The 25,575-nt window shown below is 66.2% G+C and carries 32 protein-coding genes and 1 tRNA gene; 13 read left to right on the top strand and 20 right to left on the bottom strand.

Going from position 1 to position 25,575, the window contains the following annotated elements:
- Positions 1-2: 2 nt before the first annotated feature.
- The 6 genes from ACIQUC_RS15400 to ACIQUC_RS15375 all read right to left on the bottom strand — a co-directional run bounded on the left by ACIQUC_RS15400 (position 3) and on the right by ACIQUC_RS15375 (position 2,379).
- Positions 3-173 (bottom strand): CsbD family protein, encoded by a 171-nt coding sequence (locus ACIQUC_RS15400; RefSeq protein WP_402268624.1) that lies wholly within the window; start codon positions 171-173, stop codon positions 3-5.
- Between the two features lie 110 nt (positions 174-283).
- Positions 284-847 carry an ABC transporter permease gene (locus tag ACIQUC_RS15395; RefSeq protein WP_022907642.1) on the bottom strand — a complete coding sequence of 188 codons (564 nt, stop codon included), beginning with the start codon at positions 845-847 and terminating at the stop codon, positions 284-286.
- Positions 844-1,419, bottom strand: a complete 576-nt coding sequence (locus ACIQUC_RS15390; protein WP_402268622.1) for a DUF6286 domain-containing protein — start codon at positions 1,417-1,419, stop codon at positions 844-846. The genes ACIQUC_RS15395 and ACIQUC_RS15390 overlap by 4 nt, the downstream gene beginning before the upstream one ends.
- A gap of 12 nt (positions 1,420-1,431) precedes the next feature.
- Positions 1,432-1,746, bottom strand: coding sequence for a hypothetical protein (locus tag ACIQUC_RS15385; RefSeq protein WP_402268619.1), 315 nt, complete (start codon positions 1,744-1,746; stop codon positions 1,432-1,434).
- Positions 1,743-1,934: a DUF2273 domain-containing protein gene (locus ACIQUC_RS15380; RefSeq protein ID WP_022907639.1), complete on the bottom strand. Its 192-nt coding sequence runs from the start codon at positions 1,932-1,934 to the stop codon at positions 1,743-1,745. The genes ACIQUC_RS15385 and ACIQUC_RS15380 overlap by 4 nt, the downstream gene beginning before the upstream one ends.
- On the bottom strand, positions 1,927-2,379 hold the full coding sequence (locus ACIQUC_RS15375) for an Asp23/Gls24 family envelope stress response protein (protein WP_402268616.1): 453 nt from the start codon (positions 2,377-2,379) through the stop codon (positions 1,927-1,929). The genes ACIQUC_RS15380 and ACIQUC_RS15375 overlap by 8 nt, the downstream gene beginning before the upstream one ends.
- Positions 2,380-2,919: 540 nt before the next feature.
- Between ACIQUC_RS15375 and ACIQUC_RS15370 the strand changes: the two genes are divergently transcribed.
- From ACIQUC_RS15370 to ACIQUC_RS15355, 4 genes are all read left to right on the top strand, one after another.
- Positions 2,920-3,699, top strand: coding sequence for an alpha/beta fold hydrolase (locus ACIQUC_RS15370; protein ID WP_402268614.1), 780 nt, complete (start codon positions 2,920-2,922; stop codon positions 3,697-3,699).
- 220 nt (positions 3,700-3,919) lie between these two features.
- Entirely contained in the window at positions 3,920-4,225 is a 306-nt protein-coding gene (locus tag ACIQUC_RS15365; protein WP_402268611.1) for a hypothetical protein, read from the top strand.
- Positions 4,222-5,652: a hypothetical protein gene (locus ACIQUC_RS15360; RefSeq protein ID WP_402268609.1), complete on the top strand. Its 1,431-nt coding sequence runs from the start codon at positions 4,222-4,224 to the stop codon at positions 5,650-5,652. The genes ACIQUC_RS15365 and ACIQUC_RS15360 overlap by 4 nt, the downstream gene beginning before the upstream one ends.
- Before the next feature lie 5 nt (positions 5,653-5,657).
- Entirely contained in the window at positions 5,658-6,119 is a 462-nt protein-coding gene (locus ACIQUC_RS15355; protein WP_402268606.1) for a hypothetical protein, read from the top strand.
- Positions 6,120-6,134: 15 nt separating this feature from the next.
- Here the strand turns inward: ACIQUC_RS15355 and ACIQUC_RS15350 are convergent, their stop codons facing one another.
- The 4 genes from ACIQUC_RS15350 to ACIQUC_RS15335 form a co-directional block, all read right to left on the bottom strand.
- The gene (locus ACIQUC_RS15350) at positions 6,135-6,371 is read right to left on the bottom strand and encodes a hypothetical protein (RefSeq protein ID WP_402268604.1); all 237 of its coding nucleotides are present in this window, start codon (positions 6,369-6,371) and stop codon (positions 6,135-6,137) included.
- Between the two features lie 168 nt (positions 6,372-6,539).
- Complete coding sequence (locus ACIQUC_RS15345; RefSeq protein ID WP_402268602.1) at positions 6,540-6,839, bottom strand: hypothetical protein; 300 nt, start codon at positions 6,837-6,839, stop codon at positions 6,540-6,542.
- Positions 6,836-8,047, bottom strand: a complete 1,212-nt coding sequence (locus ACIQUC_RS15340; RefSeq protein ID WP_402268599.1) for a hypothetical protein — start codon at positions 8,045-8,047, stop codon at positions 6,836-6,838. The genes ACIQUC_RS15345 and ACIQUC_RS15340 overlap by 4 nt, the downstream gene beginning before the upstream one ends.
- Positions 8,048-9,008: 961 nt before the next feature.
- Complete coding sequence (locus ACIQUC_RS15335; RefSeq protein ID WP_402268595.1) at positions 9,009-9,533, bottom strand: DUF6998 domain-containing protein; 525 nt, start codon at positions 9,531-9,533, stop codon at positions 9,009-9,011.
- A 74-nt stretch (positions 9,534-9,607) separates the two neighbouring features.
- Here ACIQUC_RS15335 and ACIQUC_RS15330 point away from each other — a divergent pair, with 74 nt between their 5' ends.
- Entirely contained in the window at positions 9,608-10,054 is a 447-nt protein-coding gene (locus ACIQUC_RS15330) for a hypothetical protein (RefSeq protein WP_402268592.1), read from the top strand.
- A 90-nt stretch (positions 10,055-10,144) separates the two neighbouring features.
- The gene (locus tag ACIQUC_RS15325) at positions 10,145-10,591 is read left to right on the top strand and encodes a hypothetical protein (RefSeq protein ID WP_402268589.1); all 447 of its coding nucleotides are present in this window, start codon (positions 10,145-10,147) and stop codon (positions 10,589-10,591) included.
- 61 nt (positions 10,592-10,652) lie between these two features.
- Here ACIQUC_RS15325 and ACIQUC_RS15320 read toward each other — a convergent pair whose 3' ends face one another.
- From ACIQUC_RS15320 to ACIQUC_RS15300, 5 genes are all read right to left on the bottom strand, one after another.
- A complete protein-coding gene (locus tag ACIQUC_RS15320) occupies positions 10,653-10,889 on the bottom strand; it encodes a hypothetical protein (RefSeq protein ID WP_402268588.1) in 237 nt (78 codons plus the stop codon).
- Positions 10,890-11,102: 213 nt separating this feature from the next.
- Positions 11,103-11,453, bottom strand: coding sequence for a hypothetical protein (locus ACIQUC_RS15315; protein WP_402268585.1), 351 nt, complete (start codon positions 11,451-11,453; stop codon positions 11,103-11,105).
- A gap of 26 nt (positions 11,454-11,479) precedes the next feature.
- Positions 11,480-12,214 carry an RES domain-containing protein gene (locus ACIQUC_RS15310; RefSeq protein ID WP_402268582.1) on the bottom strand — a complete coding sequence of 245 codons (735 nt, stop codon included), beginning with the start codon at positions 12,212-12,214 and terminating at the stop codon, positions 11,480-11,482.
- Entirely contained in the window at positions 12,211-12,615 is a 405-nt protein-coding gene (locus ACIQUC_RS15305; RefSeq protein WP_258377395.1) for a hypothetical protein, read from the bottom strand. Before ACIQUC_RS15305 ends, ACIQUC_RS15310 begins: the two co-directional genes overlap by 4 nt.
- An 80-nt stretch (positions 12,616-12,695) precedes the next feature.
- The gene (locus ACIQUC_RS15300; RefSeq protein WP_402268579.1) at positions 12,696-13,115 is read right to left on the bottom strand and encodes a hypothetical protein; all 420 of its coding nucleotides are present in this window, start codon (positions 13,113-13,115) and stop codon (positions 12,696-12,698) included.
- A 698-nt stretch (positions 13,116-13,813) separates the two neighbouring features.
- On the opposite strand from ACIQUC_RS15300, the gene ACIQUC_RS15295 reads away from it, so the two are divergent.
- Positions 13,814-14,401: a ribonuclease HI gene (locus ACIQUC_RS15295; protein ID WP_402268576.1), complete on the top strand. Its 588-nt coding sequence runs from the start codon at positions 13,814-13,816 to the stop codon at positions 14,399-14,401.
- Positions 14,402-14,923: 522 nt separating this feature from the next.
- The gene (locus ACIQUC_RS15290) at positions 14,924-15,265 is read left to right on the top strand and encodes a hypothetical protein (RefSeq protein ID WP_402268573.1); all 342 of its coding nucleotides are present in this window, start codon (positions 14,924-14,926) and stop codon (positions 15,263-15,265) included.
- 336 nt (positions 15,266-15,601) lie between these two features.
- On the opposite strand, the gene ACIQUC_RS15285 is transcribed toward ACIQUC_RS15290, so the two are convergent.
- Positions 15,602-15,943, bottom strand: a complete 342-nt coding sequence (locus ACIQUC_RS15285) for a hypothetical protein (RefSeq protein WP_402268570.1) — start codon at positions 15,941-15,943, stop codon at positions 15,602-15,604.
- 71 nt (positions 15,944-16,014) lie between these two features.
- Here ACIQUC_RS15285 and ACIQUC_RS15280 point away from each other — a divergent pair, with 71 nt between their 5' ends.
- Entirely contained in the window at positions 16,015-18,108 is a 2,094-nt protein-coding gene (locus ACIQUC_RS15280) for an ATP-dependent nuclease (protein WP_402268567.1), read from the top strand.
- Complete coding sequence (locus tag ACIQUC_RS15275) at positions 18,105-19,895, top strand: UvrD-helicase domain-containing protein (RefSeq protein ID WP_402268564.1); 1,791 nt, start codon at positions 18,105-18,107, stop codon at positions 19,893-19,895. Before ACIQUC_RS15280 ends, ACIQUC_RS15275 begins: the two co-directional genes overlap by 4 nt.
- A gap of 502 nt (positions 19,896-20,397) precedes the next feature.
- On the opposite strand, the gene ACIQUC_RS15270 is transcribed toward ACIQUC_RS15275, so the two are convergent.
- Positions 20,398-20,487, bottom strand: a tRNA-Ser gene (locus ACIQUC_RS15270).
- 143 nt (positions 20,488-20,630) lie between these two features.
- On the opposite strand from ACIQUC_RS15270, the gene ACIQUC_RS15265 reads away from it, so the two are divergent.
- Together ACIQUC_RS15265 and radA are read left to right on the top strand one after the other, a co-directional pair.
- Entirely contained in the window at positions 20,631-21,620 is a 990-nt protein-coding gene (locus tag ACIQUC_RS15265) for an SGNH/GDSL hydrolase family protein (RefSeq protein WP_402268561.1), read from the top strand.
- Between the two features lie 10 nt (positions 21,621-21,630).
- Positions 21,631-22,992 carry a DNA repair protein RadA gene (gene radA / locus ACIQUC_RS15260; RefSeq protein WP_031262812.1) on the top strand — a complete coding sequence of 454 codons (1,362 nt, stop codon included), beginning with the start codon at positions 21,631-21,633 and terminating at the stop codon, positions 22,990-22,992.
- 158 nt (positions 22,993-23,150) lie between these two features.
- Here radA and ACIQUC_RS15255 read toward each other — a convergent pair whose 3' ends face one another.
- Positions 23,151-23,534 carry an SseB family protein gene (locus tag ACIQUC_RS15255; protein WP_022907630.1) on the bottom strand — a complete coding sequence of 128 codons (384 nt, stop codon included), beginning with the start codon at positions 23,532-23,534 and terminating at the stop codon, positions 23,151-23,153.
- Positions 23,535-23,804: 270 nt separating this feature from the next.
- On the opposite strand from ACIQUC_RS15255, the gene ACIQUC_RS15250 reads away from it, so the two are divergent.
- A complete protein-coding gene (locus ACIQUC_RS15250) occupies positions 23,805-24,047 on the top strand; it encodes a cold-shock protein (protein ID WP_402268558.1) in 243 nt (80 codons plus the stop codon).
- A 184-nt stretch (positions 24,048-24,231) separates the two neighbouring features.
- On the opposite strand, the gene ACIQUC_RS15245 is transcribed toward ACIQUC_RS15250, so the two are convergent.
- Together ACIQUC_RS15245 and ACIQUC_RS15240 are read right to left on the bottom strand one after the other, a co-directional pair.
- The gene (locus tag ACIQUC_RS15245; protein ID WP_402268555.1) at positions 24,232-24,915 is read right to left on the bottom strand and encodes a hypothetical protein; all 684 of its coding nucleotides are present in this window, start codon (positions 24,913-24,915) and stop codon (positions 24,232-24,234) included.
- A gap of 64 nt (positions 24,916-24,979) precedes the next feature.
- Positions 24,980-25,522: an amino-acid N-acetyltransferase gene (locus ACIQUC_RS15240; protein ID WP_402268552.1), complete on the bottom strand. Its 543-nt coding sequence runs from the start codon at positions 25,520-25,522 to the stop codon at positions 24,980-24,982.
- Positions 25,523-25,575: the final 53 nt, after the last annotated feature.

The raw sequence follows: 25,575 nt of genomic DNA, 5'->3' as shown, positions 1-25,575 counted from the left end.
GGTTACTTGAAGACGTCCTTGACGTCCTCGCCGGCCTTCTTGGCGCTGGCCGCGGCCTGGTCCTTCTGACCCTCGGCGACCTTCTGGTCGTCATCGGTCGCCTTGCCGACGGCCTCCTTGGCCTTGCCTGCGAGGTCCTGGGCGGCGTTCTTGATCTTGTCGTCGAGACCCATGACGGGCTCCTCTCGCTCGTTCGGGCGTCAGCCCGGTTGGTGGTCGGTGGTGCTGCCGGGAGGCGCGGTGCGCCTCCCGGGGTCTGCTCTCGTCGTGCAGCCGGCCGGGTCTACTGCACCCGGGTCGACTTGGCGAGGACGGCGCGGGTGCCGCCGGTGAGGTGGACCAGGACCGGCACCTGCCGGCCGAGCGTGCGGTCCAGGACGCCGATGGCGTGGTCGACGGCGTCGATGACACTCACCGCGTCGCCACCGCGACGGACGCTGACGCGGATCCGGGCGGCGCGTTGGCGCTTGACCAGGAACGTGTCGACCTTCGCGCCGACGACGTCGCGGACACCATCGAGCTCGTGGTCGATGACGTCACGGACGAGCGCGACGTTGATCGTCACCTCGTCGTCGCCGGAGCGTTCGCGGACCGCGACGCTCGTGCCGCCTCGGCCGCGGGTGAACACCCACAGCAGCGCCAGGACGATCACGAGGACGCAGGCGCCGGCGACGATCCACAGCGACGCCGCCGGGACGGTGACCTTCGACGGGAACGTCAGGTACGGCGCGAGGGCATCGCGGACCGCGGGCAGGACGCCCGCGCCGACGGCGAGGCCGATGATCACGGCGACCAGCCCGAGGACGAGCAGGATGATCCTGTTCAGGGTGCGGTTGCTCTTGGTCATGCGAGGGTTCCCTTCTGCTCCACGCGGACCGTGACGCGCTTGCCGAACCGGGTGTCGAGGCGGCCGAGCCGCTCCTCGACCGCCGACCGGACCGCGGCCTGGTCGACGGGGATCCCGGACAGGGGCACGAGCCGCACCTCCGACGAACGGCCACGGGCCGACGCCTTCGCGTGCTCCTCGGGCAGCCCCGCAGCCAGGGCGGCGGCGTTCGCGGCGGTCGAGGCGAGGATGGCGGTGTCGATCACGACGGCACCCCGGTCGTGCGGGACCGCGGATCGCGGCTGCCGACCGGGCTTCAGCGCCAGGACGATGAGCACGACGCCCAGGACGACGAGCACGACCGCGATCGCCTCGGCGATCGCCACGAACGCGCCGTCGGGCTTGAGGGCCGCGTCGACGACGGTCTGCGGGTCCGCGAGCAGCGGCGCGGAACCGACTGCCCTGAGGACCGACTCCGTGCCGATCCAGGCCGCGACCAGCGTCAGGACGACGAGCGCCACCGCGACGGCACCCGACCGTGACCGGTGGATGCTCCGACGCTGGATGCGTCGTTCGAGCGAAGTCGTGCTCATGTCTTCCTCCTCTTACCGGACCCGGCCGTCGCGCTCGTGCACGATGCCGGTGAGTTCGATGTGGGCGCTGCCGACCCGACGGCCGGACAGCTCGCCGACCCGCTCGCGAACGCGTTCGGCGACGGCGACGGCCGAGCCGAGGACGTCCTGCTGCGCACGGATCGGGCCGGTGACCTGCAGTGCGACGGCGCCCGCGTGGTCACCGAGCTGCACGCGGACCCGCCGGGCGGGCGCGCCGAGCCGTTCGGCTGCGACGGCCCGCGCCAGCGAGTTCAGCGCGCGAGCGGAGATCTCCACGCGGCCCGGCACGTCCGGGCCGCCGGTCACCGGGAGCTCCGACGTCCGGTCAGCACGTCGGTCAGGGCACCACGGTCGATCTTGCCGGACGAGATCGCGGCCACGAGGGCACCGATCGCGCCGAACACGATCACCAGGACGAAGCCCCAGAAACCGAACTGGAGTGCGACGACGGCGAGGATGGCCCCGATGAGGGCGCCGGTCAGCGTGTTACTCAACGCGCGACTCCTTCTTCTCGTCGTCGTTGTCGTCGCCCGGGATGAAGACGTCCTGGACGGTCACGTTGACCTCGGCGACCTCCATGCCGACGATCTGGGTCAGCGCACGGGCGACCGACGAACGCACGCCGTCGGCGACCTGCTGCAGCGACACCGGGTACTCGGCGACGATCACCACGTCCGCGGCGACCTGCTTCTCGCCGACCTCGACCTTGACGCCCTGACCGAAGTCACGCTGACCGATCGCGTCGCGGATCGCACCGATCGCACGGGCAGCGCCCGAGCCGAGCGAGTGCACGCCGTTGACCTCGCGTGCGGCGATGCCGGCGACCTTCTCGACCACGGTGTCGTCGATCGTGGTCTTGCCCGACGGAGTCGAGCCCGCGGCGTGGGTGCCGGCGGAACGGGTGCTGCTGATGGTGTTGGGGGTCGTGGTGTCAGCCATGTCGTTTCCTTCCGTTCGTCCCGCCGGGCGTTCCCAGCGGTTGCTGTTCACGGATGAGACGGGGCACCCCAGACGGAAGTCACGCGCCGACGGAATCCTTCATCGAGTTCCCAGACAAGGGCTCTGCAAGCCGGATCTTGTCCCCCGATCCAACGTCGCCGTGGGAGCAGGTTCGGAAAACGGAGCAGCAACGGCGGGATCGTGACGAAAAGCGAGCAGGTGATGCGTACCCCGATCGCGGAGAGTAGGGGTCCACGACGATCACCGATCGGCAGCGGTCCACGAGAACGAGAACGGTCGGTCGGTCACCCCGCACATCGTCACAACAGGAGGGTTCGCCATCCTCTTCACCGCCTCCGCCTGGGTCGGAGTCGCCCTGGTCGTCCTCGGCACTGGTGCGCTCGGGCTTCTCGCCGTCGCGCGTCGCCGCGGCCGGTACTGATCACGACTTCCACCCGAACTGCGTCGTCGCCGCCGTGACCCGGCGGGCGGTCCGGCGATGGATCAGCTCTCGGTTCGGGCTGCTCGTAGGCTTACCTGGTGATTGCGCGCGTTCTCGGTTCTGGTCGTCCGCTCGTCGCCATCCACGGGTTCGGTGTCGACCACCGGATCATGCTGCCGCTGGCGGACGCGGTGCAGGATCTGCCGTGGCGGATGGTGTTCCTCGACCTGCCGTGGGCCGAAGCCGCCGCGGCGACCGCGACCGCGAAGAGTGCGGTCGACGTGGCCGACGAGGTACTCGCCGAGATCGACGACCACCTCGGCGACGAGCCCTTCGCCGTCATCGGGAACTCCTTCGGGGGCATGATCGCCCGACACGTCGCCCACGAACGCCGAGACCGCGTCCTCGGTGTCGCGACCCTGGCTGGCGTCGTGCAGCCAGCACACGCCGACCGCGCCGTCCCGGAACGCATAGTGCTGCACACCGAACCGTCCGTCCTCGAAGCCGCTGGCGACGCGCGAGCAGCGTTCGAGGAGGTCAGCGTCATCCAGGACGCCGCCGCGTTCACAGCGTTCGAGCGGTACGTGCTGCCTGGTCTCCGTGGCGCCGACCCTGCTGTGATGGACCGCATCGCCGCCGACTACGCGCTGGACGCCGTGCCGGAAGAGCGCCATCCGGAACTGTTCACCGCGCCGGCCCTGCATCTGTTCGGTCGGCAGGACGACGTCGTCGGCTACGAGGACGGGCTCGCACTCCGGGACCACTACCCGAGAGGGAGCTTCGTCGTCCTCGACGCAGCTGGGCACAACACGCACCTCGAGCAACCGGAGGTCACTGCCGCCCTGGTCCGCGATTGGCTCGCACGCATCGACCGGTAGCCGATCAGTTGTGATGGGTTGGTCGTACGCGTCGCCAACGCTGCGGCGGAAGACCGTTGACACCCGAGGGTGACCTGCGATCTCGTGCTGCAAGCGTTTCGGTCGCGGAGATCCCCGCACCCCTTCCCACCACTCACCTCGCGCTCGCGACAGGTGCGTCCGACACGTCTTCGGCTTATGGTTGCCTCTGCAACACGTTGGCCCAGGAACGGGGGGTGCCATGGCCGGGGAGCTCCGGCTCGACGAAAGCGGACTCTGCGCGCTCATCCGCGAGATGCACGTGCACAGTTCATCGAGCGACGAGCACGCTGCAGACGCTGACACGGCGCTGGCCAGCGCAGCGAGTGCCGTCTCGACGCCGCAGCTTGCGGGTGCGATGCAGCGCCTCGCCGAAAGGTTCCGCGGCAACGCGGACGATGTCGGAACCCGCATGACGAGTCTCGGCGCGTCGCTCACGACCGCCGCCCACGCGGTCGCGAGCACCGACTCCTCGATTGCCATGGCGGCGCGGAAGCTCAGCCCGTGAGCGTCCTTGCTGGTGCGCTGAATGCCGCCGACGTGATCGACGTCGCGGATGACGCCGATTCGCTGCGGTCAGCGGCTCAACGGTTCTCGGCTGCCGCCGAAGGCGTGTTGTCGGCTGCGACCAGCGGCTCCATCACCTGGTCGGGGCTCCCGGCGGTGTTCACGTCAGATGCACTGCAGCCGGCCCTCGCTCCGCTGATGGGCCCGGCGCTCCAGAAGGCAAAGCAGATCCAGACAGCCGCCGACGAGTTCCTGCAAGTCGCCTCGATCGCAGCGAACCGCATCGAGGACCTCAAGCACGATCACGACGTCTTGGTGCGGCAGATCGAGCAGTTCCACGCCTCCGCTCCTGGCCGAGTCGCTGCGGAAGCAGCAAAGCAGGCTGCGCGGGGTGACCTGCTCGGCGCCGTCGGTACCGTGGTCGAGAATTGGCAGCAGGTTCCCGCGCTGGTGACGGAAGAGGTCGGGCTGCGTGTCCGGGTCCAGGCCCACAACGACAACGTCACCAGCACGATGAACGCCATCGCCGCACAGGTCGATGCGATCAGCCCCTCATCGGTCAATGCTCACCCGGTCCACACCGCGGCGCAGGTCTCCAGCACGGGTGCCAAGGCCGATCGCGACAACTGGTTCGAGGACGCTTGGAACACCACCAAGGCCGTCGTCGGCGTGGGCGGTGCGGTCCTGGGCGCGGAAGCCGAAGCGATGTGGCCGCATGTTCAAGATGCTGCGGCGACCGCGGGCAACATCTTCGCCTCACTCGGCAATGCGATGACCAACCATCCCGACGAGGTACTCGAGCTCCTCGGCGGAATCGCCATGATGGCCGGTGGCAGTGCGATGGAGGTCGGCGGCGGGGCTCTTGACCTCACCGGCGTCGGTGCCATCGGCGGTGTGCCGCTGAACATCGCCGGGGCCGGCGTCATCGCCGCAGGTGCTGGCATGGCCGCCACCGGCGGCGGTCAGCTCGGTATCCATGCGATGACCGATGACCGGAACACCCCGTACCGCACCGACCATGCCTCGGAAGCCGAGAAGGCTCGGCGCGCGAAAGAGCCCCACGACAAGCACGGCGGCCGCAGCAAGGACGGCAAGTACCGGTCGCAGGACAACTCCAAGGCTCGCGTCGACGCCGCCGAGAAGGAAGCACAGGGCATCAAGCAAGTCGAGAAGAGACTCGGTACGGAAGTCGACACGACGAAGGTCAAGGCCCGAGTCGACGGCGTCTCGAACGGCCGCGTGTACGACGGCCTGGCGAAGAAACCGGACGGCACATACGTCGGCATCGAGATCAAGAGCGGCGCCGCGTCCCGCAACGCAGAGCAACGCGCGTTCGATGGCGCGGTCAGCCCCAGCAACCCCGCCATCGCGACCCTCAACGGCAGGATCATCAAGATCACTGAGGTCATCGAGCAGAAAGTACCCTGACACTGATGTTCGTCATGACCACCAACTCCGAGTCCAGCATGCGACTGACCGACGCGTTCCGGCCGTACCGGGAGCAGATCCGGTTCAACCTCGGTCAGCTGGACAACCACGAGGACTGGGCCTACCAGCTCTGGTACGTCCCGGACTCGGCCGGCTGGCCCGACGCCCCCGGCTACTCAGACCACGACTGGAACAGCCGGTACATCCAAGCCGGCGGCAGCGCCGAGCGCATGAGCATCGAGATCCAGCGCGTCGAGAACGGCGAGCTCCGCCACTACGTCGTCGGACGCGAGCACGACGTGGACGAGCCACTCACCGAGACGGTGAACGTCGCAGGAACCGACCACCCGGTGCACCCGGCCGAGGTGTTCGGCGCCGACGAAGCCACCGAGATCTTCTTCCACTACTTCGGCGACAGCGGCACGGTGCCCGACGGGTACGCGCTGCGCTACCTCGACCTGTCGTAACAGCGCTCAGCTACCTCACGCACGTTCACGCACGTCGTCGGCGTGCGCCTCGTCGATCACCAAGGGCCCGGTGTGTTCGGGGGTGGCGCTTTTGGTGGTGCTCCCGCGCGGCTCCCCCGGCCGGGACTCATTCGCGTAGCCGAGCTCAGCCGCCAGGTCTCGTGGTGTGTAAGTCGTCACGAGCGTGGCCGCTTCGAGTGATTGCTGGTGGGCTTCCGAGCCTTGGTGAGTGACTTCGAGTTCGTCTGGCACAGCTCTCCACTGTGGAGCCACACGACGGGAACGGGCGGGACAGGTCCTCGATGGCGCGAAGATCGCTCCATACTGGCGTCGAACGCGTCGACCAGAACACGCGATAAGTCGAGTATTCGGGTCGTCGGCCACACACATCACGGCCGGGGCGACCTCAAATAACGCCCCTTACAGGTTCGGAAACGGTCGCGGACCACCGAAGTTGCTGTTACCGACACGGACACCGTCTCGTCGGGCCTTGGCGATGTGCAGCATCTCGAGGTAGTGCAGCTCGAGATGCGACTCCGCCGTCGCGACGATCGTCTTCGGGAGGCCGCTCGTGCCAAGCTCAGCGAGCATCTCGGTCATGAAGGGACCGCTGCCGCAGTAGCCATCGAAATGCTTGAATCCGTCGCCGCGCTGCGTTTCTGCTGCCGCGAGTCCCGCGCAACACGGATTGGCACACTGCGTGCCTCGCAAGGAGGTCACGGATCGAGAGGCTGGCCATCGTCCAGGACTGCACTTACCAGGCGATTGTTCACGTGTTCCCGCACGATCCACGCTGCGCCGGCCGTCGGGGTGATCGCCTCGAAGACACCTACCGCTGGCGCTCGACCAGCCAGTCCATGAACACTGGTCGTTCCATGACCGAGCGCAATGACCACCTCAATGCCTTGCGATACAAGGATCTGGGCCGCGTCCAGTATCCGGCGGCTCGATGCGGATGTCAGTGGGGCGGAGCTGGAGAAGCCGCCGCGGAACAGGAGGACGACGTCGCATTCCCTGCGAGCGTGTCGCTCCGCTGCGAGTGTTTCCAAGGCGTCTGCGTACGGCACGCCCGGATCGTCCACGCCCCATTCCGACGTGACGCGACGGGTTCGGGTCTGGAGCTGGTCGCCCGCCCTTCCGAGTCTCTTGCGAACGTCCACCGCTGTTTGCCCACCGGTGGCGGGGCCGATGGAGACGATTGTTATGGGATCGTCGACGAGGTCGACGAAGCCCCAGTCGTCTGGCGAATTGCGCAGGGGATCAACCGATGTACCGGGCAACGGTAAGAGCTCCTGAACCACGCCGTTGAACTGGCGGCGGTGCACGTGGTCGAGCGACTGGTGTTCGTTCCCAACGATGGTGCGTGCGATCCAAGCTTCGGTCTGGACTGTTGTCCACCAGAAGACATCGGACTCGCCCCACCTGTGATCAACCCCGATCCGATAGCGCAGACGTCGCCCAAGAACCTGCAGCAGTCCGCGGTCCTGCACCAGGCAACGGCGGTCGATCAGATTCGGAAGAAAGTCGAGATGCCGGGACGGTCGGACGGTCGGCCACTCCAATCCGCTGCCAAGCCAGCCCCCGCCAGCATCGATGACGTCGAGGGCGAACTGGATCGCCCATGGCCAGCCACCGATGCTGAGACCCACGGCTTCCTCGACCTCATCGCGCATGCGGTCGACGTGCGCGAGCTCATCCGCATCGTAGAACCGCAACCGGATTTCGAGGCCTTGACCATTCTTCTTTTTCTCAACGCCTGGGCCGATTGGGCCAAATCCGGCGATCTCGGCGGTAAGGAGCGCGCGTCCTGCTCGCCGAAGCGCGTTGCTGTCAACGCCGTCCTGGTCGGGCGTCGCGACTAGCCGATGCCCGGTCTCGACCACACAACTCGCGATGGAGTAGCTCGGAGCCGTGTTCTCGTTCCCCACGTCAGTAGGTTGTCCGGCCGGTGCGCTCGATGCAGAGTTCGACCGGAACGCCGATCCCCTTGGTTCGCTCCGCGATCGTCGTCGCGCGCTCCGAGCGTCAGGCTTTGGCCGCGTTCGCCCTCTCGGTCGCGAAGCACCGGAGGATCCGGGAGGGCCGCCAGGCCCGAGCGGTGCTGCCTTCGATGCCGACGGGGCGTAGCCCCGGGGGGACGCTCTCGCATCATCAGGCTCCGCCGAGCTCGGGCTCCCTCTGCCTCGAGCACGAGGTGTTCTCCGTCTCCGCCGGCGTCTCATCAGCGGGGGCGGGGGCGCGGCCGTCCGCCCTCGCGATCCCCTCGCATCCTGGGGGGGGGCCGATTACCCCTGCACCGCGATCCCGCACCAGGCGTGCATCGCCCCAGGACCGAGGCCGAGAGAGGCACGAACGAGCGCCGGCCGACGCCGGGCGCGGCACTCCTGGTGCGGGCTGAGCATGGCCCCCGATCGCATCCTTCGCGCCAGGCTCCCGCCACCACTCATGCCCTTGTGGGACCCTCGTTCCGAGGTCGTAGACGCCGGGCGTGGCTGGTCAGTTGCCGGTCACGCCGCGGGCACGCGTCGCCCCACAGTGACCGACTGTTGGCCGCCCGCTGACCAGACGGTGGTCCGATTCATGGTTCGGGAGCACTCGCGACGGGGATTCGGCCCGCTGCGGGCCGTGCGGCCGGCTTGCGACCAAAGTCTGGTCACTCCGTGGTCAGGCTCCGCCCTGCCGCCGGTCACGGCCCCTGCTTGCTCGTTCGCGACGGCCCTCTGTGGCCTTGCCTGGCCGTAGCGTGGCCGGCTCGTGGGCGGCAGGCGGTCAGATGGGTCGCGGCGGGTTCGCACCGCCCCAGGAGACCGCAGCGAGGCGGTTCGCAGCGGCCATCGAACGAGCAGCCTGAGTGTCGCGGCCCCAGTCGCACCTATTGCATCAGGCGGCCTAGACGGTCGGCTCGTCAATGCGGTCGTACGCCGCGCGAACGAGATCGGTCACGTCGGCGCCCGCGTGCGCGACGTCACGGACGAGCACCGCGGACGAGTTCGTGTGCTCGACTCGACGACCGAGCGACTGCGTCAAGTCGCGGTCGAGCTCGCGCGCCCACACCAGGTCGTACGTCGCAGCGTCGAAGAGCAGGAACAGCGCCGCATCGAAGTCCCATGAGCGGACCGCCGAGAAGTTCTGGCTCCGCTTGTCGTCGGCGCGCACCGTGCGCGCCTTGACCTGGATCCGCCGGCCATCGTCGGCGATGAGGTCATAGCTCTTCTCCGAGTTCGGCGCGAGCGATCCGCCGTAGGCGCGCGCGGCGAGGCTCTCCGCGAGGTCACCGAGCGGTGAGTTGCGCGTCCGGACGAGCGAGCGGCGCATGAGCTCGTCGAGGATCGCGACGTAGCTGGCAAGCAGTTCGCGCACCGACAGCGTGGCGGGATCGAACGGCTGCCGCGGCACGGGCACTGGTGCGGTCATGGCAGCAGCCTACGAGTGCGGTACCGCGAACGGCGGTGGGGGTCAGCGCAACGCCAACCCGTAGGGTGACGTTCGTGAAACGATCAGCCCTCATCATCGGCGCAGCTCTGGTGCTTGGCGCTCTCACGGGTTGCTCGGCCACCTCGGCGAGCACGACGGACGCGACGACGACGAGCTCTCGTCCGAAGGGCATGGACTCCAGCGCCGAGATGTTCATCGGCGGCGCCTGGGCGACGAAGCCGACCGAGGGCTGTGAGACGAACGTGTCCGAGGCGAAGTCGTACTGCTGGACCGTTGAGGTTGGCGACGAGAACGGGTGCGAGAAGGGTTTCGCCTTCGAGTGGTCCTTCGAGGACTCCTACGGCGACGTCGTGCTCATCGGGCGTGAGCGACTCGAGCACATGGCGCGCGGCCAGTGGAAGACGACGACGTTCGACATCTTCACCAAGAGCGGCAGCTCGTACACGCCGAGCGTCGGCGCCGGTGGCGAAGCCACGATCACGAGTGCGGCATGCATCTGATCCGTCGCTTGAGGCGAGCTCCGAGAGTGATCGTTCCTCGCCTATAGGCTCCTGCTCACTCGACTCGACAGGAGAACAGCCTTGGGCAACATGGACGAGTACGTCAACCTCTCGATGATGGCGAAGGCGGCCGGCGGACCCGAAGAGCTTCTGGAGAAAATTTTCGCGGAGGGCGAGAGCGTCGGCGTCGTCAAGGGTGTGGCGCTCACCAGTCTCGTGTTCGTCGGCGTCGGCGTAACAGTGGGCGGCACCTACCTCTACAAGCGCTTCGGCCCGAAGAAGGCGAAGGAGCTCACCGACGCGGCGACGGATGCGATCGCGAGGGCGGACGCGCGGGGCTTGTACACCGTGCATGAGACACGCGAGATGCACGGGCACCTCACACTGATCATCGGCGACCGCTTCAAGACCCTCACGCGCGATGGCGACGTCGTGATGATCGAGGTTGATGGGCGCGATGACAACCCGTTCTTCGTGTCGGGCACGCAGTTAGAGCAGATCTCCGACTTCAGTCTCTCCGACATCGAGGACATCTGACGCGCGTCGGGTCCTGGAAAGAGAACACCCCCGCAGCCGACCAAGCTGTGGGGCTGTTTTGTCACGCGAACGTGGTCTCGCTGCCGATCGAGTACATGCCCGGGAGGTCGCGGAGCTTGTGCAGGACAACGCCGACGTGCGGCCACTCAACGTAGAGCTCGTTCTTCGCAGCGTGCTGCTCGGTGAGCGCGTGCACACGGCCGGTGGCCGCCGGGGTGATGGTGACGTCGCCGAGGAGGTGGTGCCGTCGCGACCGCCCGCGCCGATCTACACTGACCGGCATGCGACGTCCCGTCATCTTGTTCGCCGCAGCTGCTGCGCTTCTCCCCCTCGGCCTCGCGGGTTGCTCGACCGTCCCGGCGGATGACGGGGAGACAGTGCCCGTGATCACCGGAACGAAAAGCGAGAAGCCAACGCCAACGCCATGACCCCGCCCTGGTTGTCATCGCCGCGGTCGTCTACGTGCATGGCTGGGCGTGCGGCGAAGCGAGTACATGCGCGCCGTCGCGGGTCAGTCGGCCGCGGGCTCGTTCTCGGCCCAACGGGCATCGGCGGCGTCAATTGACTTCTGGAACGACGGCACCCAGCGCGTGATCGCCGGGAAGTCCTTCCGCGCGACCTGAACGGTGAAGCCGGCCACCTGGCGCTTCCGGACGATCTGCGTCTCGATCGCGACCGAGTACGGGATCTCGAGCGTTTCGAGGTGCGTGCCGAGCTCGCCCGCGTCCTGCATCCACTCGCCGGCATCGTGACTGCGCCACATGCAGAGTCCGCGTTGCTCGTCTAGCCAGACATAGCTGCCGGCGCGGAAGAGACCGATGAGAGTGCGCTGCGCTGCGCGTTGCTCTGGGGGCATGGGCATGGCGGCATCGTAGGGGTAATAGCGCTTCAGCCCGCGTCGTGCCAGTGCAGCCCAAGTGTCGCGAACGCGTGCTGAAGGGCTTCGTTGTCCGGGGTAATGGTGCCCTGTGTGTCCGGTGCGATGTGTGTCGGGCGGTCGTTGTCGCCGTCTGCGAAGCGCTCGAAGATCGCCCACATGCCCAGTTCGTCGCCATGACGGGAGCGGAACTCGACGCCATCGCACAAGGCTGCTCCGTCGTCGTCGCGCATCTCGTAGATGCTCCGGGCGATCGTCCTGGTCATGTCGCGTCGGTTCGGGTCTTTGAGCAGGTCGGTGCCAATGTCGGCAGCCGCGATGCCAAAAGCGGCGAACACACCGCTCGCGGCAAGGTAGGCGACCGAGTCCGAGTGCGTGATGAAGCAGAACGCGCCGGTCTGCGTCCCACGGGCCCAGACGCGGTCCTCGAGCCACTCGTACCCGACGGCGCCGGCTTCGGCGGTCGGGTAGAGGGGTGCGCTGCCGTCGTCGTCGACGATCGCGTCGAGCTCCCGGACGAGCTGCACGTCGGGACGAAGGCGGGCGAGGACCTCGAGGAAGCAGCCGACGAGGGTCTCGGCCGTGTATATCGTCCGAAACTTGCCGAGCTGGTCGTCCCAGCGGCCATCGAATAGGCCGTTGTCGCCGGCATATTCCCACGGGGTCCAGGCCCAGGGGTCAGGGGCGTGCCCGATCCGCCAGATGACGCCGGGGTCGGTGGTCACATGGATTCCGGTCGAACTCATCCGACGAAGGCGAAGGACGCCGCAGCCGAGAGCAGCTGACCACCAACGTCGGCAGGCTCCTGTTCGCGGAGGAGCCGCGCGGGCGCCGTGTAGTCGAGGGCCGGGTTCATGCCCTGGAACCAGGACTGCGTGGTCGCGGCGGAGTACCGCTCACGGAGCACGCCAGCGATCTGGTACGCCGTGCGCAGCCGCAGTTCGTCGAGCTGGCCGGGCGAGCTCGTGCCCGAAGCCCAGCCGGCCACGGGGCGGGTCGAACCGACGTTGCCTAGGTATGCGACGAGCTTCACGCCGAGCGTCTCTCGCAGGCGGGTGACGATCTCCGGGAACGGCAGGCCGACCGACTCTTCATAGGCGCGCAGGCCTGGCCGCTGCGCGGACGTGGCGGTTCTCATCGTGGACATACCTCATCGTAGACACAAGCACTCAAAAACACGAGTACACAAGCACACATAATCGCACCCGAAATCGACGGGGCCATTGCTCAGCGGGTGGCGCGGATGACGCTTCCATCGGGAGTGACCTTTGCTGGTGCGTACGCACCATGCCGGGAAGGTGCATCCAGGTGCTGTCCGGGCGTGAGCTCTGAAGGCCACCAGCTCGGGATCCACGAAGGACGAGGCGCCGGGCCTTCTTCGCCCCGAAGCCAGACACCGCTGCTGAGCGCCGTGCACTTGGTCTCGCCCTGCTCCCCGACCCACCCTGACACCTGGTACACGCACTCGACCGTGCCCTGAACGGCGACGACGAGCGGGTGCTTCTGCGCGCGGACCTCGGCGCCGACGGCCCAGTAGCGGCGGTCGGCCTGCTCTTGCTCCTGGGCCGACGTTTCGCCGTACAGGCGGCCGTCCGACTGCTTCCACTCGCGGTCGCGGCGGCAGATGGTCGGCACCCACCGCGCCACGGGGCGCTCGTAGGGCGGGAGGAGTGGCCCCGGCTGCCCGAACCTGATCGGCGCCCTCAAAACTGTGGTGGAAAACCTCACCTGCGCGACGCGGGCTCTCGAGTGAGCACCTCGCGTTACTCGACGGGGTGAGCACCTCCGGCGGGTGAAGGGTCCCGTCACGCAGCCCGTACCCGTGCCGTTGACGGGCGTGCGAGACGCCCGTCGACGACCCATGTGTCTGCCTGCTTCAGCCGGGTCAGGATGGGCAGGATCTCGACGTGCAGGATCCCTAGCAGGGCACCGGCCTCGTCGGTGACGTAGCGGAACAGCTCTGGGAGTCACGGAACGTCACCGCGGCCGCGATGCTCGCGGACCCAGTGATCGCCGCGACCCAGCTCGTCTGGGGATGCCGGGACAGCGCGTCGCCGACATCCTGGACGCGGTTCGGAGCGACCTGGACGTGCAGGGTCGCGCGGTAGCAGCTCCATGCCAGGTGGCCGAACGGGAAGAGCACCGCGCCCCAGACGACGAGCGTGGAATCCCGGCGTCCTTCGCCTTCCGCGCGCAGTCCCAGGTGCCGCGGGAGGTGTCGATCCTCCCCCGGTGCGAGGTGCAGGCCGTTGGTGGGGAACGCGAGGCGACACGCCCGAAAGGAGAATTCTGCGGAAATCTAATTCCACTCGGGAACGAGCAGAATCGACTACCCGTGCACGGTCATGGCAGGTGACCGCAACGCCGTACAGCGTGAAGGCGTCGGCACCCCGATCCTTAATCAGACCGCACCGGCTCGAGCGATCTGGACGGATGCTAGCCACTGGCGCGGCGGCCACACCTGGGCATGGGTCGATGACACCGGCAACTTCGCCCATGGAAGAGGCAGGGGGTTCGCCATCGACAACAACGAGGCAGAGCTCTGGGCAATCGTCGAAGGCCTCCGAGCGGTACCTGACAGACATGTCGTGCACGTCACCACTGATAGCGAAACCGCGGCGGCGCTCATGCTGCCGTTCGCGGACGTCGACGGCGTCCTCTCGAAGCCGATGCGGAACTCCGAGCTCTACCGCGAATGCCTCGAGGACCTCGCTGCCGTCACGAGCAACAAGACGGTCGTCGCTCACTGGCGCAAGGGACACCAGTCGGCAGGCAGTAACGTCGCAGCCGATCGACTCGCAACCGCTGCCCGGTGGGAGGACACCACCTTTGACGAGTGGACGCGGGATTGGGAGCACGCCCTAGGGGCGCTCGAGGACGGCCACGAGTTACCAGCGCCCTGCTCGTGCGGGTTGCTGCTGCGAGAGCTGTGAGGGAGCTATCAGACACTCTCAACGGTCTTGCGCGGCCGGCAGCCCGTTCCGGGACATTTTTCCACAACCGGGTCCACGAGCGCCGGCGTCGACTTTGTTCGGAGCGACGAGTGACGGGGTGAACGACCCGATGCATCGCGCCCCGGGTCCACTGTCTCGGTTCCGATAACAGTGATTCTCGGAGCGCCTTGTCGCGCGGTGAATCTACAAGAGCTGTAGCGGGCGGCTGCGACGGCGACCCGTTCGTACCTCTGTTGAGCAGGTCAAAACGCCTCTAATGAGGGCTGCCGGGCGTGCCGGCTCCGTTGGGTGAACACGGCCCGCTGTGCGGGCTCCGTGCCCGGAGTTGCGACGGAGGGCGCCGCGCAGCTGGCATAGTCGTTGCGACACTGAACGAGGGGGACCTTGAAAATGAATACATCAGCGGCCGCTCTGCCGAAGCGATTCCGTGCCAGATGGCAGGACCTGTGCGACCGACGCGTCACGAATGATCGGAAGCGGGCCGGTCGTTGGGCGAATGGGGTGCTCACAATCGCTCTCGGCATCACAGCGGGCATCGTCGCCATGAATTCCATCAGCCAGGCGGCGGACGCCGGCGAACCGGTAACCCGGTACGGTATCGCCTTCGGGCTCGCGGTGGCGACGATGGCTGCCATCGTGGGACGGGGTTTCGCTTCTATCTTCAGGACGGGTTGGTCTCGCCTCTTCGCCTGGCTGCCGGTGCTGATCGTGGTCATCGGTTACAGCTCGATATTTTTGGGTATCGGCAATGTTCCGCTGAGCTCCTTCGCACTGGTGCTCGCTGGCTACGTCGGCCCAATCGCGCAAGACATCGTTGAAGTGACGGGGAAGCGAGCCAGCTAGAGGGGGAGCGCGAGGGGGCACGCCCCCTCGCGGCCGCCGCTGGGTGCGGCGGCCGCGGCGGCGCTACGCTTTGCGGCGTCCGGTCGCTTGGTTGTGCTCGTCGCCTTCGTCATCCGTGGCGGAATGCGCGTGGAGCCGCGCGTCGGCGCTGTTGGTATACCCGGCGCACAGAGCAGGTCGGCGACCGCGTCGGCCTCAGTGCACTGCAGCGTCGGGCCGACCTCGTACGCGGTGGCGGTGCTACGGAACAGGTCTGCAAGTCGTTCCGTTGCGTCGGCCAGGGACGGGGCGGTGTTCGGGTGGGTCATCGTCGCTCCTATGCCTCTAACGGGACTATTAGCGCTCGGTCCAGGCGGCCGGGAGGCTGACGGGTCGGTCGCAGCCGGTGCAGACGCAGCAGAGGCCGTCGAACTGGCCGCGGCCGTCGTAGTCGGGGCTGACAGTGCGGTGGTCGTGGTCGAACTCGTCGGCGCTGATGGTGGTGCTGCGGTCGTTCTCGTCGAGCACGTCGAGGTGTTCACTGTTCTCGACGTCGATGCCGCACCAGGGGCAGTGGACCCCGGCGTAGGTTTCGCCGTCGTCGGTAATCTGCAGTCGCTTTGTGTTCTCGCCACCGGGAGCGCACAACAAGGTAGTCCCATCGTGCTTTGCCCGACGCCAGCAGAGCGAATCAGGCATGCTGGCACAACCATGACCATCTGAGTCGGCACGAGAGCCGCGACGATGGCGCTCAAAGGGAAGGACCGCAAATGACCCAACAGGCTGCGCCCACAGACTCAAGTGACGAGCTGAAAAAGCAACTTGCTCCGATGCGGGTATCAAGCATCAAGATGCGCAACTTTCGCTTGCTCCGGAACGTCGATATCAACCTCGATCGCAACGTGACTGTATTGGTCGGCCGGAACAACAGTGGTAAAACAACGCTTGCGGAGGCATTCATTCGCTTCCTGCAGCCATCTACCCTAAACTTCACCTTGGCCGACTTCTCTGCCGAGAGCTATCCGGAATTCCTCGAAGCGTGGCATGCCTACGCCGCAGGAGAAGAACAAGCCGCGAGGGACCTTCTCCCCGAGATCTCCCTCACTGTGGAGATCTCGTACTCGAAAGAGTTGCAGGAATACGGGCCTCTAGCTGCGGCTATCGTCGATCTCGATCCGTGTTGCACAACGGCGATGATTCGCTTCAGCTACTCACTCGAAGGCGGACGCCTGTCGGACTTCTTCGAGGGGGTTGCAGGTGGCTTGAAATCGGGGGAGAAACCGGATATCGAGCGCGTACTCGGCATCGTCGGAGACCGCATCAAAGGATCGTACGTGCGGTCAATTACTGCAATTGATCCGGGAGATACCACAAACACGCGAAACATCACTCTAGAGGCGATGCGGCGCATTCTCACCGTTAACTTCTTGAAAGCCCAACGCGGACTGGATGACGAGAAGGAGAAACCCAACGACCTGATCGGCAGCATCTTACAGAACCTGTTTAACGCCGCCTCTAACTCGAATGACGGGGGCTCTCAGAAGCAAACTGCGGATGCACTGACGGCCGCAATTGCTGACATCGAGCGAGATCTGGGCGCGAAAGTCAGTGAGATGGTGAAAGGCATTATCCCGGCCCTTCAGGCCTTCGGGTACCCCGGTCTCACTGACCCCGGTCTCAAAGCGCAAACGACACTGGACATCGAACGCGTTCTGGGGAACCACACAAGCATTCGTTACGACGGCGTAGCCGGGGTGTCGCTCCCTGAGTCGTATAGCGGCTTAGGGTCTCGCAATCTCATCCTGATGCTGCTCACGCTTCTCAGCTACTACCGGGATTATGCAACACGAGGCAACATGCCTGGACTGCACCTGGTTTTCATCGAAGAGCCTGAAGCGCATCTACACCCGCAGATGCAGGAGGTGTTCATCGAGCAGCTAGCTTCAGTCGCTGAGCTCTTCCCGGCGCTTGACAATAGAAGGCAACCTTGGTGGCCACAGTTCGCGGTTTCAACGCACTCATCACACGTCGCCAACCGCGCAGACTTCTCAGCGATTCGATACTTCCGTGTCGAGGACCGTGCGAAAGGTGACTCAAGCCGCCACACCAACGTCCTCGACCTCACCGACGTTGAAGGCCTCGACAAGACCTTCCTACACCAGTATTTGACCCTCACTCGCTCTGACCTCTTCTTTGCGGACAAAGCCATACTCGTGGAAGGCACGAGCGAGCGACTGATCGTTCCCGCGGCGATCAAAAACACTAAACATCAGCTCGGTAGCCAGTATGTTGCTCTCATGGAGGTGGGAGGTGCCTACGCTCACATCTTTTTCCCGCTTCTCGACTTCCTTGGCCTTACGACGCTCGTCATCACCGATATCGATTCGATAGGCCCGGTCGAGGGAAAGGACCGACACGGCGCAACGACGGTGCACCAAGGCACGTCCACAAGCAACGCAACTATCAAAGCCTGGTTCCCCAACTCCGACGCACATAACCCAGCTGCCTTGCTGGCAGCTGCAGAGACAGACGCCATCATTAGCGGCAACCGGTACCTTGCGTACCAAGTTCCAGAGCACGAAGGGAAAGCCTGTGGTCGCACCTTCGAAGACGCCTTCCTTCTCGCCAACCCCTCCGCTGAGGGACTCACGCTCAGCGACGATGTCGGCCACGACGAAGTCCTTGTTCGTGAGGCCGCAGAAGGATTGAAGAAAAGCGACTTCGCTTTACGATTTGCGGTCGAGGAGGCGGGCTGGAACACCCCTCGATACCTCCAACGTGGACTCGACTGGTTACTGAATCACCCCACCGAGCCCGAATCCGAGGCTGAGCCGCCAAATGGTGCCGGAGTGGTTGTTCGATGACCTCGCCGGATAACACCGTTGCTGACAATGCCGAGAGAGCGAGCGAGGAAGCCCTCCTTACTCTCTTCGCCGCGCTTGAAAGCCGCAAGAGTTTCAAGCTTGAAGCAGCTGCAGGAGCAGGCAAGACCTATTCCCTGATCCAAGCCCTGCGACACATACTGGAGAATAAGTCCGCCTATCTCCCCCGCAGCGATCAACGAGTCGCCTGCCTGACCTATACCAAAGTCGCCCGCGACGAAATCAGGGCACGAACCGATCAAGACCCCGCCATCTTCGTCGATACCCTCCATGGATTCCTCTGGGACGTGATCAGTCCGTACCAGAAAGCTCTCACAGCGGCTCTTCACACCTCGGAGAACTGGAAAGCGCGTCTTGCCAGCAGTCCAGAGACCAAAGGGCTGGCGATTGAGTATGACCTAGGCATCCGTGGAATTTATGAAGACCGAATCACGCTCCATCACAACGACGTCCCCGATTTCGCTATTCAGTTGTTTGGCAATGAGAAGTTCCGCTCACTCATCACCGACCGGTTCCCCGTCATCTTCATCGACGAGTATCAGGACACGCCGGCCGGGCTTGCCCAAGCAATTCTTTCCGGCCACGGAGTTGAACACGCAAGCCCTGTTGTGGGCTTTTTCGGGGACCACTGGCAGCAAATCTACGATAGAACCGGGGGCTCGATCGACCATCACTCGCTCATTTCGATTCCGAAGAACGCAAACTTCCGATCTGACCACGCGGTCGTTGACTTTCTGAATCGGTTGCGCCCGGAGCTTCCCCAGGCAGCTCGAGCCGATGCCGGTACGGGTTCCGTCACGGTCTATCACTCCAACTCTTGGCCCGGTGTCCGGTTGGGCAAGAACTGGAAGGGGCAGATCTCTCAGGAAGCTACCCAGGCATGCCTGCAATGGGTCCAGCACGAATCACCAAGTAGAGCATGGATCCAGAACTCAGAGGATCCGAAAGTGCTTATGCTCACGCACGCCGGGATCGCGAACGAGCTGGGGTACCCCAGCCTCCCACGTGTCTTCGCGTCGAACGACGCTTTCGCCAACAAGGAAGACCCAGTAGTCGAGTTCCTGATAGACACGGCGGAACCCGCCATCCAGGCCTTCTCTGAGCGCAAGTATGGGGAATTGTTCCGCCTAATGGGAACCAAGAGGCCGATACTCAATGCACCAAAGGATAAGCGTCGCTGGTCTGAATCTTTCGATTCACTCATCTCGACCAGCAGTACGGGCACGATCGGCGACGTGTTGGACCTCCTGAATTCCCAAAATCTCTTCCCCGTGCCCACACGAGTAGTTAAGAGAGGGCGCGAGCTGGATGAGGCACTCCTGGGCCTCTCCCCTGGAGAGGAACTGGAAGAGCCACGAAAGCTGGTGGAGCATCGAGCGTTGCGCTCCGTGCCGTATGCCGAAGTACGCGCACTCCGTTCCTACCTAGAGGACAGCACCGTCTTTGCAACAAAACACTCTGTAAAGGGTGCAGAATTCGACGACGTGATCGTACTCATCGGGCGTGGGTGGACTAAGTACGACTTCGCCAAAATGATTGCCGCCCATGCTCCCCAGAGCAAGCCAGAACTCAGGAAAGCTGGGAGCTTCCAGCACTCACGTAACCTCTTCTATGTCTCCGCTTCGCGCGCAAAGCACAATCTCGCACTGGTCTTCGTTCAAGAGCTCAGCAATGATGCGGTCACAGTACTCGAGGACTGGGTGGGGCAGGAGAACGTGATCTCCATCGACTTCGATGAGACAGGAGCGCCGCGACCGCTCTCCACGTAGGCACCGCGACCCGGGGAAGACACGAAACGTTCCCCGAATGTTCTTACCCACAACGCGCAACTGACATCTCACCGCCGTTGCCCGGGTCAATTTCCGTCCGGCGACGGTGCCGTGATGCAACGCCCGGAGCGTCCTTGATCTTGCGGTCGCGTTGGGGTATATCCCAGCGCAACGGTCGCGGTTGGCTGTGCGCCTATGGCTCTAGGGTCCCCTCGGACCTGTGCCACACATCTGTGCGCTGATCTAGAGCCTCAGCGGCGCATCGCAGTGGCGAGGCCCGTTAGCGGAGAGTGACTTGAAGGCTTGCGCCTCGCTGCTCGCGCTCGAGGAACGGGCGAGTGCGCCTGGGATACCGGGTCGGGCGCACTCTGGCTGACCACGCTGCCAAGGAGGAGGCGGCTACGTTGAGGAGTCGTGCGCTCAGGAGAGTGCACCAGGGATGCACCAAGGACGGCTTCTCAAAAGAAGAAAACCCCCGTGTGAACGGGGGTTTCCTATGGTATGGCGGTACCGGTGGGATTTGAACCCACGGTGGAGTTGCCCCCACACATGTTTTCGAGACATGATCCTTCGGCCGCTCGGACACGGTACCGGGAAAGAGTTTACACGATCCAGGAGGCGCGACGCACCACCCGGCGTCGACTCCCCCCTCCACAGGTGGCTGGTCCGGGGTGCCCGTCCACGGCTCGCTCGGGACGGATCGCGTCCCGAAGAAGTCCGCGTAACGTCCACCGCATGAGATCACGCACGCTCATCGCACTGCTGTCGTCGGTCGTCGGCGGGCTGACCGTCCTCGGTGGCGCAGCGTTCGGCGCCCGGGCCGGTGTCCGCGGGCAGCAGGCGGCCGCCCGCCGGATCGGCGAGCTGCTCCCGGTGCACGCCGACTGGTGGCGGGAACGCCTGCAGCACGAGGGGCAGATCACCTACCTGGCGATCGGCGACTCGGCGGCGCAGGGCGTCGGCGCGAGCGAGCCGCACCGCGGGTACGTGGGGCTGCTCGCACGACGGATCCGGCACCGCTCGCGGTCGTCGGTGCGGGTCGTGAACCTCAGCGTGTCCGGTTCGACGACGTGGGGTGCGCGGAAGGACCAGCTCCCGAAGCTCCGCAACTACACGCCGGACATCTGCACGGTGTCGATCGGGGCGAACGACATCGCCGACTTCCACCCCGACAAGTTCGAGCGGAACATCCGCGAGATCTACGGCGCGGTGCCGTCCCACGCGATCGTCGCCGAACTGCCGTGCATGTTCGTGCCCGACCGGGAACGCAAGGTGGCGGTGGCGAACGAGATCGTGCACCGGGTGGCGGACGAGTTCGGCCTGACGGTGGCGCCGCTGCACACCATCACGAAGCGGGTGGGGCTCCGCCGGACGTTCTTCAACAGCTACGGCGACCTGTTCCACCCGAACGATCGGGGGTACGAGATCTGGGCGAGCGCGTTCGAGCCGGCGGTCGACGCACGGGTGGACGTGGTCGCGGCGATCCGGCACTACCTGTCGGCGCGAGAAGCCGAGGACCTCGGGGCCGGTGCGGGCGCGGTGGCGACCGCACGCGCCGAGCAGGACACCGAGGGCGCCGAGGCGCTCGACCACGCCGAACGTCCGGGGCGAATCGACCGTCTGCGCCAACGCATGACCGGTTCGGTCACGGTGCCCGACGCGGCCGCCGATCCGCACTCCGACGGCCCGGCCGGCCGCGCGGGTGATGTCGGCGGCACCGCCTAGCCTGACCGTCATGGCGCGCGCTCAGTCCCTCTACCGCTGCACCGAGTGCGGCTGGACCACGATCAAGTGGGTCGGTCGCTGCGGTGAGTGCCAGTCCTGGGGAACGGTCGAGGACTCCTCGGCCGCCACGGCCAGCGTCCGTGGCACCTCCTCGGTCGCCGTGACCGGCAACCGCGTCGCCCGCCCCATCACCGAGTCGCGTGGCACCACCGTGCAGCGGTGGCAGACCGGCATCGGCGAGTTCGACCGCGTGCTCGGCGGCGGTGTGGTGCCGGGCGCGGCGGTCCTGCTGTCCGGCGAGCCCGGCGTCGGCAAGTCCACCCTCCTGCTCGAGGTCGCGTCACGCGCCGCTGCGAACGGCAAGCGCGTGCTCTACGTCAGCGCCGAGGAATCGGTCGACCAGGTCCGGCTCCGCGCCGAGCGCACCGGGGCGATGCACGACGACCTCTACCTGGCGAGCGAGGTCGACCTCGGCGTCATCCTCGGCCAGATCGACCAGGTCCAGCCGGACCTCCTCATCGCCGACTCGGTGCAGACCATCTCGTCGAGTTCGATCGACGGCATCGCGGGCGGGACGTCCCAGGTGCGCGAAGTCGCCTCCACCCTGATCCGCGTCGCCAAGGACCGTGCGCTCCCGGTCCTCATCGTCGGCCACGTGACGAAGGACGGCACGATCGCCGGTCCGCGGCTGCTCGAGCACCTGGTGGACGTCGTCTGCCACTTCGAGGGTGATCGACAGACCGCGCTCCGGTTCGTCCGTGCGCTCAAGAACCGCTTCGGCCCCACCGACGAGGTCGGCTGCTTCGACATGGCCGGCGACGGCATCCACGAAGTCCCCGACCCCAGCGGCCTCTTCATGTCGAAGAACGGTGCGCCGGTGTCCGGCACGTGCGTGACCGTCGCGCTCGAGGGGCGACGGGCGCTCCCGGTCGAGGTACAGGCGCTCGTCGTCCCGAGTTCGGCGCCCCAGCCGCGCCGCGTCGTGAACGGCGTCGACTCCTCCCGTGTGGCGATGCTGCTCGCGGTGCTCGAGCGACGAGCCGGACTGAAGCTGTCCGACGCCGACGTCTACGTCTCGACGGTCGGCGGCATGAAGCTCACCGAACCGGGCGCGGACCTCGCGATCGCCCTCGCCCTGGCAAGCGCCGCACGCGACCGCCCGTACCCGCACACGCTCGCGGCCGTCGGTGAGATCAGCCTCGCCGGCGAGATCCGCCCGACCACGGGCACCAAGCAGCGTGCGAGTGAAGCGGCACGACTCGGGTTCACGACCGTGCTCGGGTCGGACGCGCAGCACCTGCGCGAAGCGCTGCGGGTCGCGTTCTCCCTCGCCGCGGACGAACGCGAGCGCGAACTCGACCGGGCGTTCTGATCGCGGCCGACCGATCCAGACCGACCCCACGAACGCACGGGCAGATCGACCCCGGCGGACCTCCGGAACGTGCGGGCAGACCGACCCCGACTGCCCCCCACCGACGCACCGGCAGGCCGGCCCCGAGGACTCGGACACGCCGAGACGCGCCCGGAGCGTCAGGCCCGGAGCGCCGCCAACAGGTCCTCCGGGGTCGCCTGCATGGTGTGCGGCCCCGCGATGTCGAAGAACACGCCCTCGAGCGAGTCCAGGTGTGCCGCGATGAACTCCTCGAGCCGCGGGCCGTCGTAGACCATCACCTGTCGGACCTTCTCGTCCGGCACCATCGCGGTGTACGCGTCGGCCGACGAGAACAGCAGCAGGATGCGCTTGTCCGAGCCTTCACGGCCGAACACCCGCACCTGCATGTCCTTCTTGCCGGTGACGAGCCGGGGGACGATCACGATGTCGTTGCGGAGCGCGAACGCCACCGCAGCGACGTCCTGCTGCTCGAGCGCCGCCTCGAGCTGTTCGCTCCGGAAGCGCTGTTCCTTGTCTGCCATCACCCCTAGTCCACCAGATTCATGGGCGTTCGGCGACTTCGGCTCTTCCCTTGTGGCCACAAGACTGTAGATTGGTACCAACCGCTTCGGCGGGAGTCCATCGTTCTTCCGGTGCACAGCACCTCGAGCGCCATCGGTCACTGGCCTTCCCCGGCCGCCTGGCCCCGAACCCGTCCCGCCGGCCCCATGCCCGCAGGACGCATCGATCTGACGACATCCGTCGGTGGATCGGCGGTAGCGAGTACCGCTTCGCAAGACAGTCGACTGCAGATGTCGACTGGCAAGAAAGTAAGGAACGCCATCATGGCATCGACCGGCACCGTCAAGTGGTTCAACAACGAAAAGGGCTTCGGCTTCATCGCCCCGGACGACGGCTCCGCTGACGTCTTCGCTCACTTCTCCGCGATCGCTGGCAACGGCTACAAGTCGCTCGAGGAGAACCAGAAGGTGGAGTTCGACATCACCGAGGGTCGCAAGGGCCCGCAGGCGGAGAACATCTCCGTCATCGGCTGATCTCCTCCAGCCCGAACGGGCCCGTCGTCCTCGTGACGACGGGCCCGTTCTCGTTGTCCCAGGCGGCCGACTCCGGCGACCTCCGGCAGGACGAACCGTCGCCGAACCCCGGCAGGACGAACAGCCGGCGATCTCCCGCAGGACGAACTCCCGCCGCCCTCCCGCAGGTTGAACCGCCGCGGACCTACTGCAGGATGAACTGCACCGAGGTCTTCGACGCGAGGTTCCCCACCGCCACCTGCAGGTGGTAGCTCGCACCCCCACCGGTGACCGACGGCCGTGACGAGTCGCACGTCGACGTCGACGAACGCGTCCGGTCCCAGGCGATCGCCGGCGTGGTCAGGGTCTGCCCGGCCTTGATGGTGACGTCCTGGTTGGTGCCACCGGTCTGGCAGTCCTTCGACGACCAGTACTGCTCCTCGCCCGACGAGATCGTGAGGACCTGCTGGGACGACCCGAGGTCCATGTGACAGGAGTTCGACCCGGTGTTCTTGATCGACATCGCGATCTTCGGGTCCTCGGTGGGTCCGTACGTGCTCTTGTCGACGACCGGGGTCAGGGCGATCTGGTCCTTGGTGCACGTCGCGCCGTCCTTGGCGGAGGCGGTGGGCGACCCCGAAGGTGATGCTGCGGCGGAGGGCGTCGCACGCGGCGACGAGGACGACCCCGAAGCAGACGAAGCAGCGGAAGAAGCGGCAGAAGACGCCGACGCAGCCGTCCCGGCCGGATCCGCCGAGGCCCCACCGCGCCCCACCACGATCAGCACGACGACGACCGCGATGAGCAGCAGCACGCCGATGACCATCGCTCGGCGGCGCCAGTAGACACCCGGCTTCTCGGGCCCGACGGGGTGACGGAACGACGACATGCGCACAGGGTAGACAACGGCGGGAGCGGCACGGGGGAACCCCGCCGCGCGGTCACCGAAAGCGTCAGAGGATCTTCAGCATGCGGGTGTTGCCGAGCGTGTTCGGCTTGACCCGGGCGAGGTCGAGGAACTCCGCGACCCCCTCGTCCGACGACCGGACGAGTTCGGCGTACACGTCGGGCGACACGACGCTCTCGCCGATCTCGAGGTACCCGTGCTTCGTGAAGAAGTCGACCTCGAACGTCAGGCAGAAGATACGGGCCACACCGAGCTCGCGGGCGTCGTGCTCGAGCGCCTCGAGCATGCGGTGTCCGACGCGCTTGTGGATCCAGCCGGCGTCGAGGGCGAGCGTGCGGACCTCGGCGATGTCGTCCCAGAAGACGGCGAGCGCGCCGCACCCGATCGGGACGCCGTCGGGACCCTCGGCGATGCGGAACTGCTGGATCGACCCGTACAGGGCGACGTTCTCCTTGCCCAGCAGGATCCGTCGGTCGACGTAGGGCGAGATGAGCCGCTGGATGTGCGGGACGTCCGACGCGAGCGCCGGGCGCACCAGGATGCCGTGTTCGTCCCGTTCGTGGAACGCGTGCTTCCCGTGCTCAGTCATCTGACTCACCATAGTGCGCGCGGGGGACACCGCCCTGAAGGCCACCCAGGCGC

Source organism: Curtobacterium sp. NPDC098951, from assembly GCF_044759965.1.
In the GTDB taxonomy this organism is placed as follows: Bacteria; Actinomycetota; Actinomycetes; order Actinomycetales; family Microbacteriaceae; genus Curtobacterium.
The sequence above is the reverse complement of the archived record's forward strand: the minus strand, read 5'-3'. Positions and strand labels throughout refer to the sequence as shown.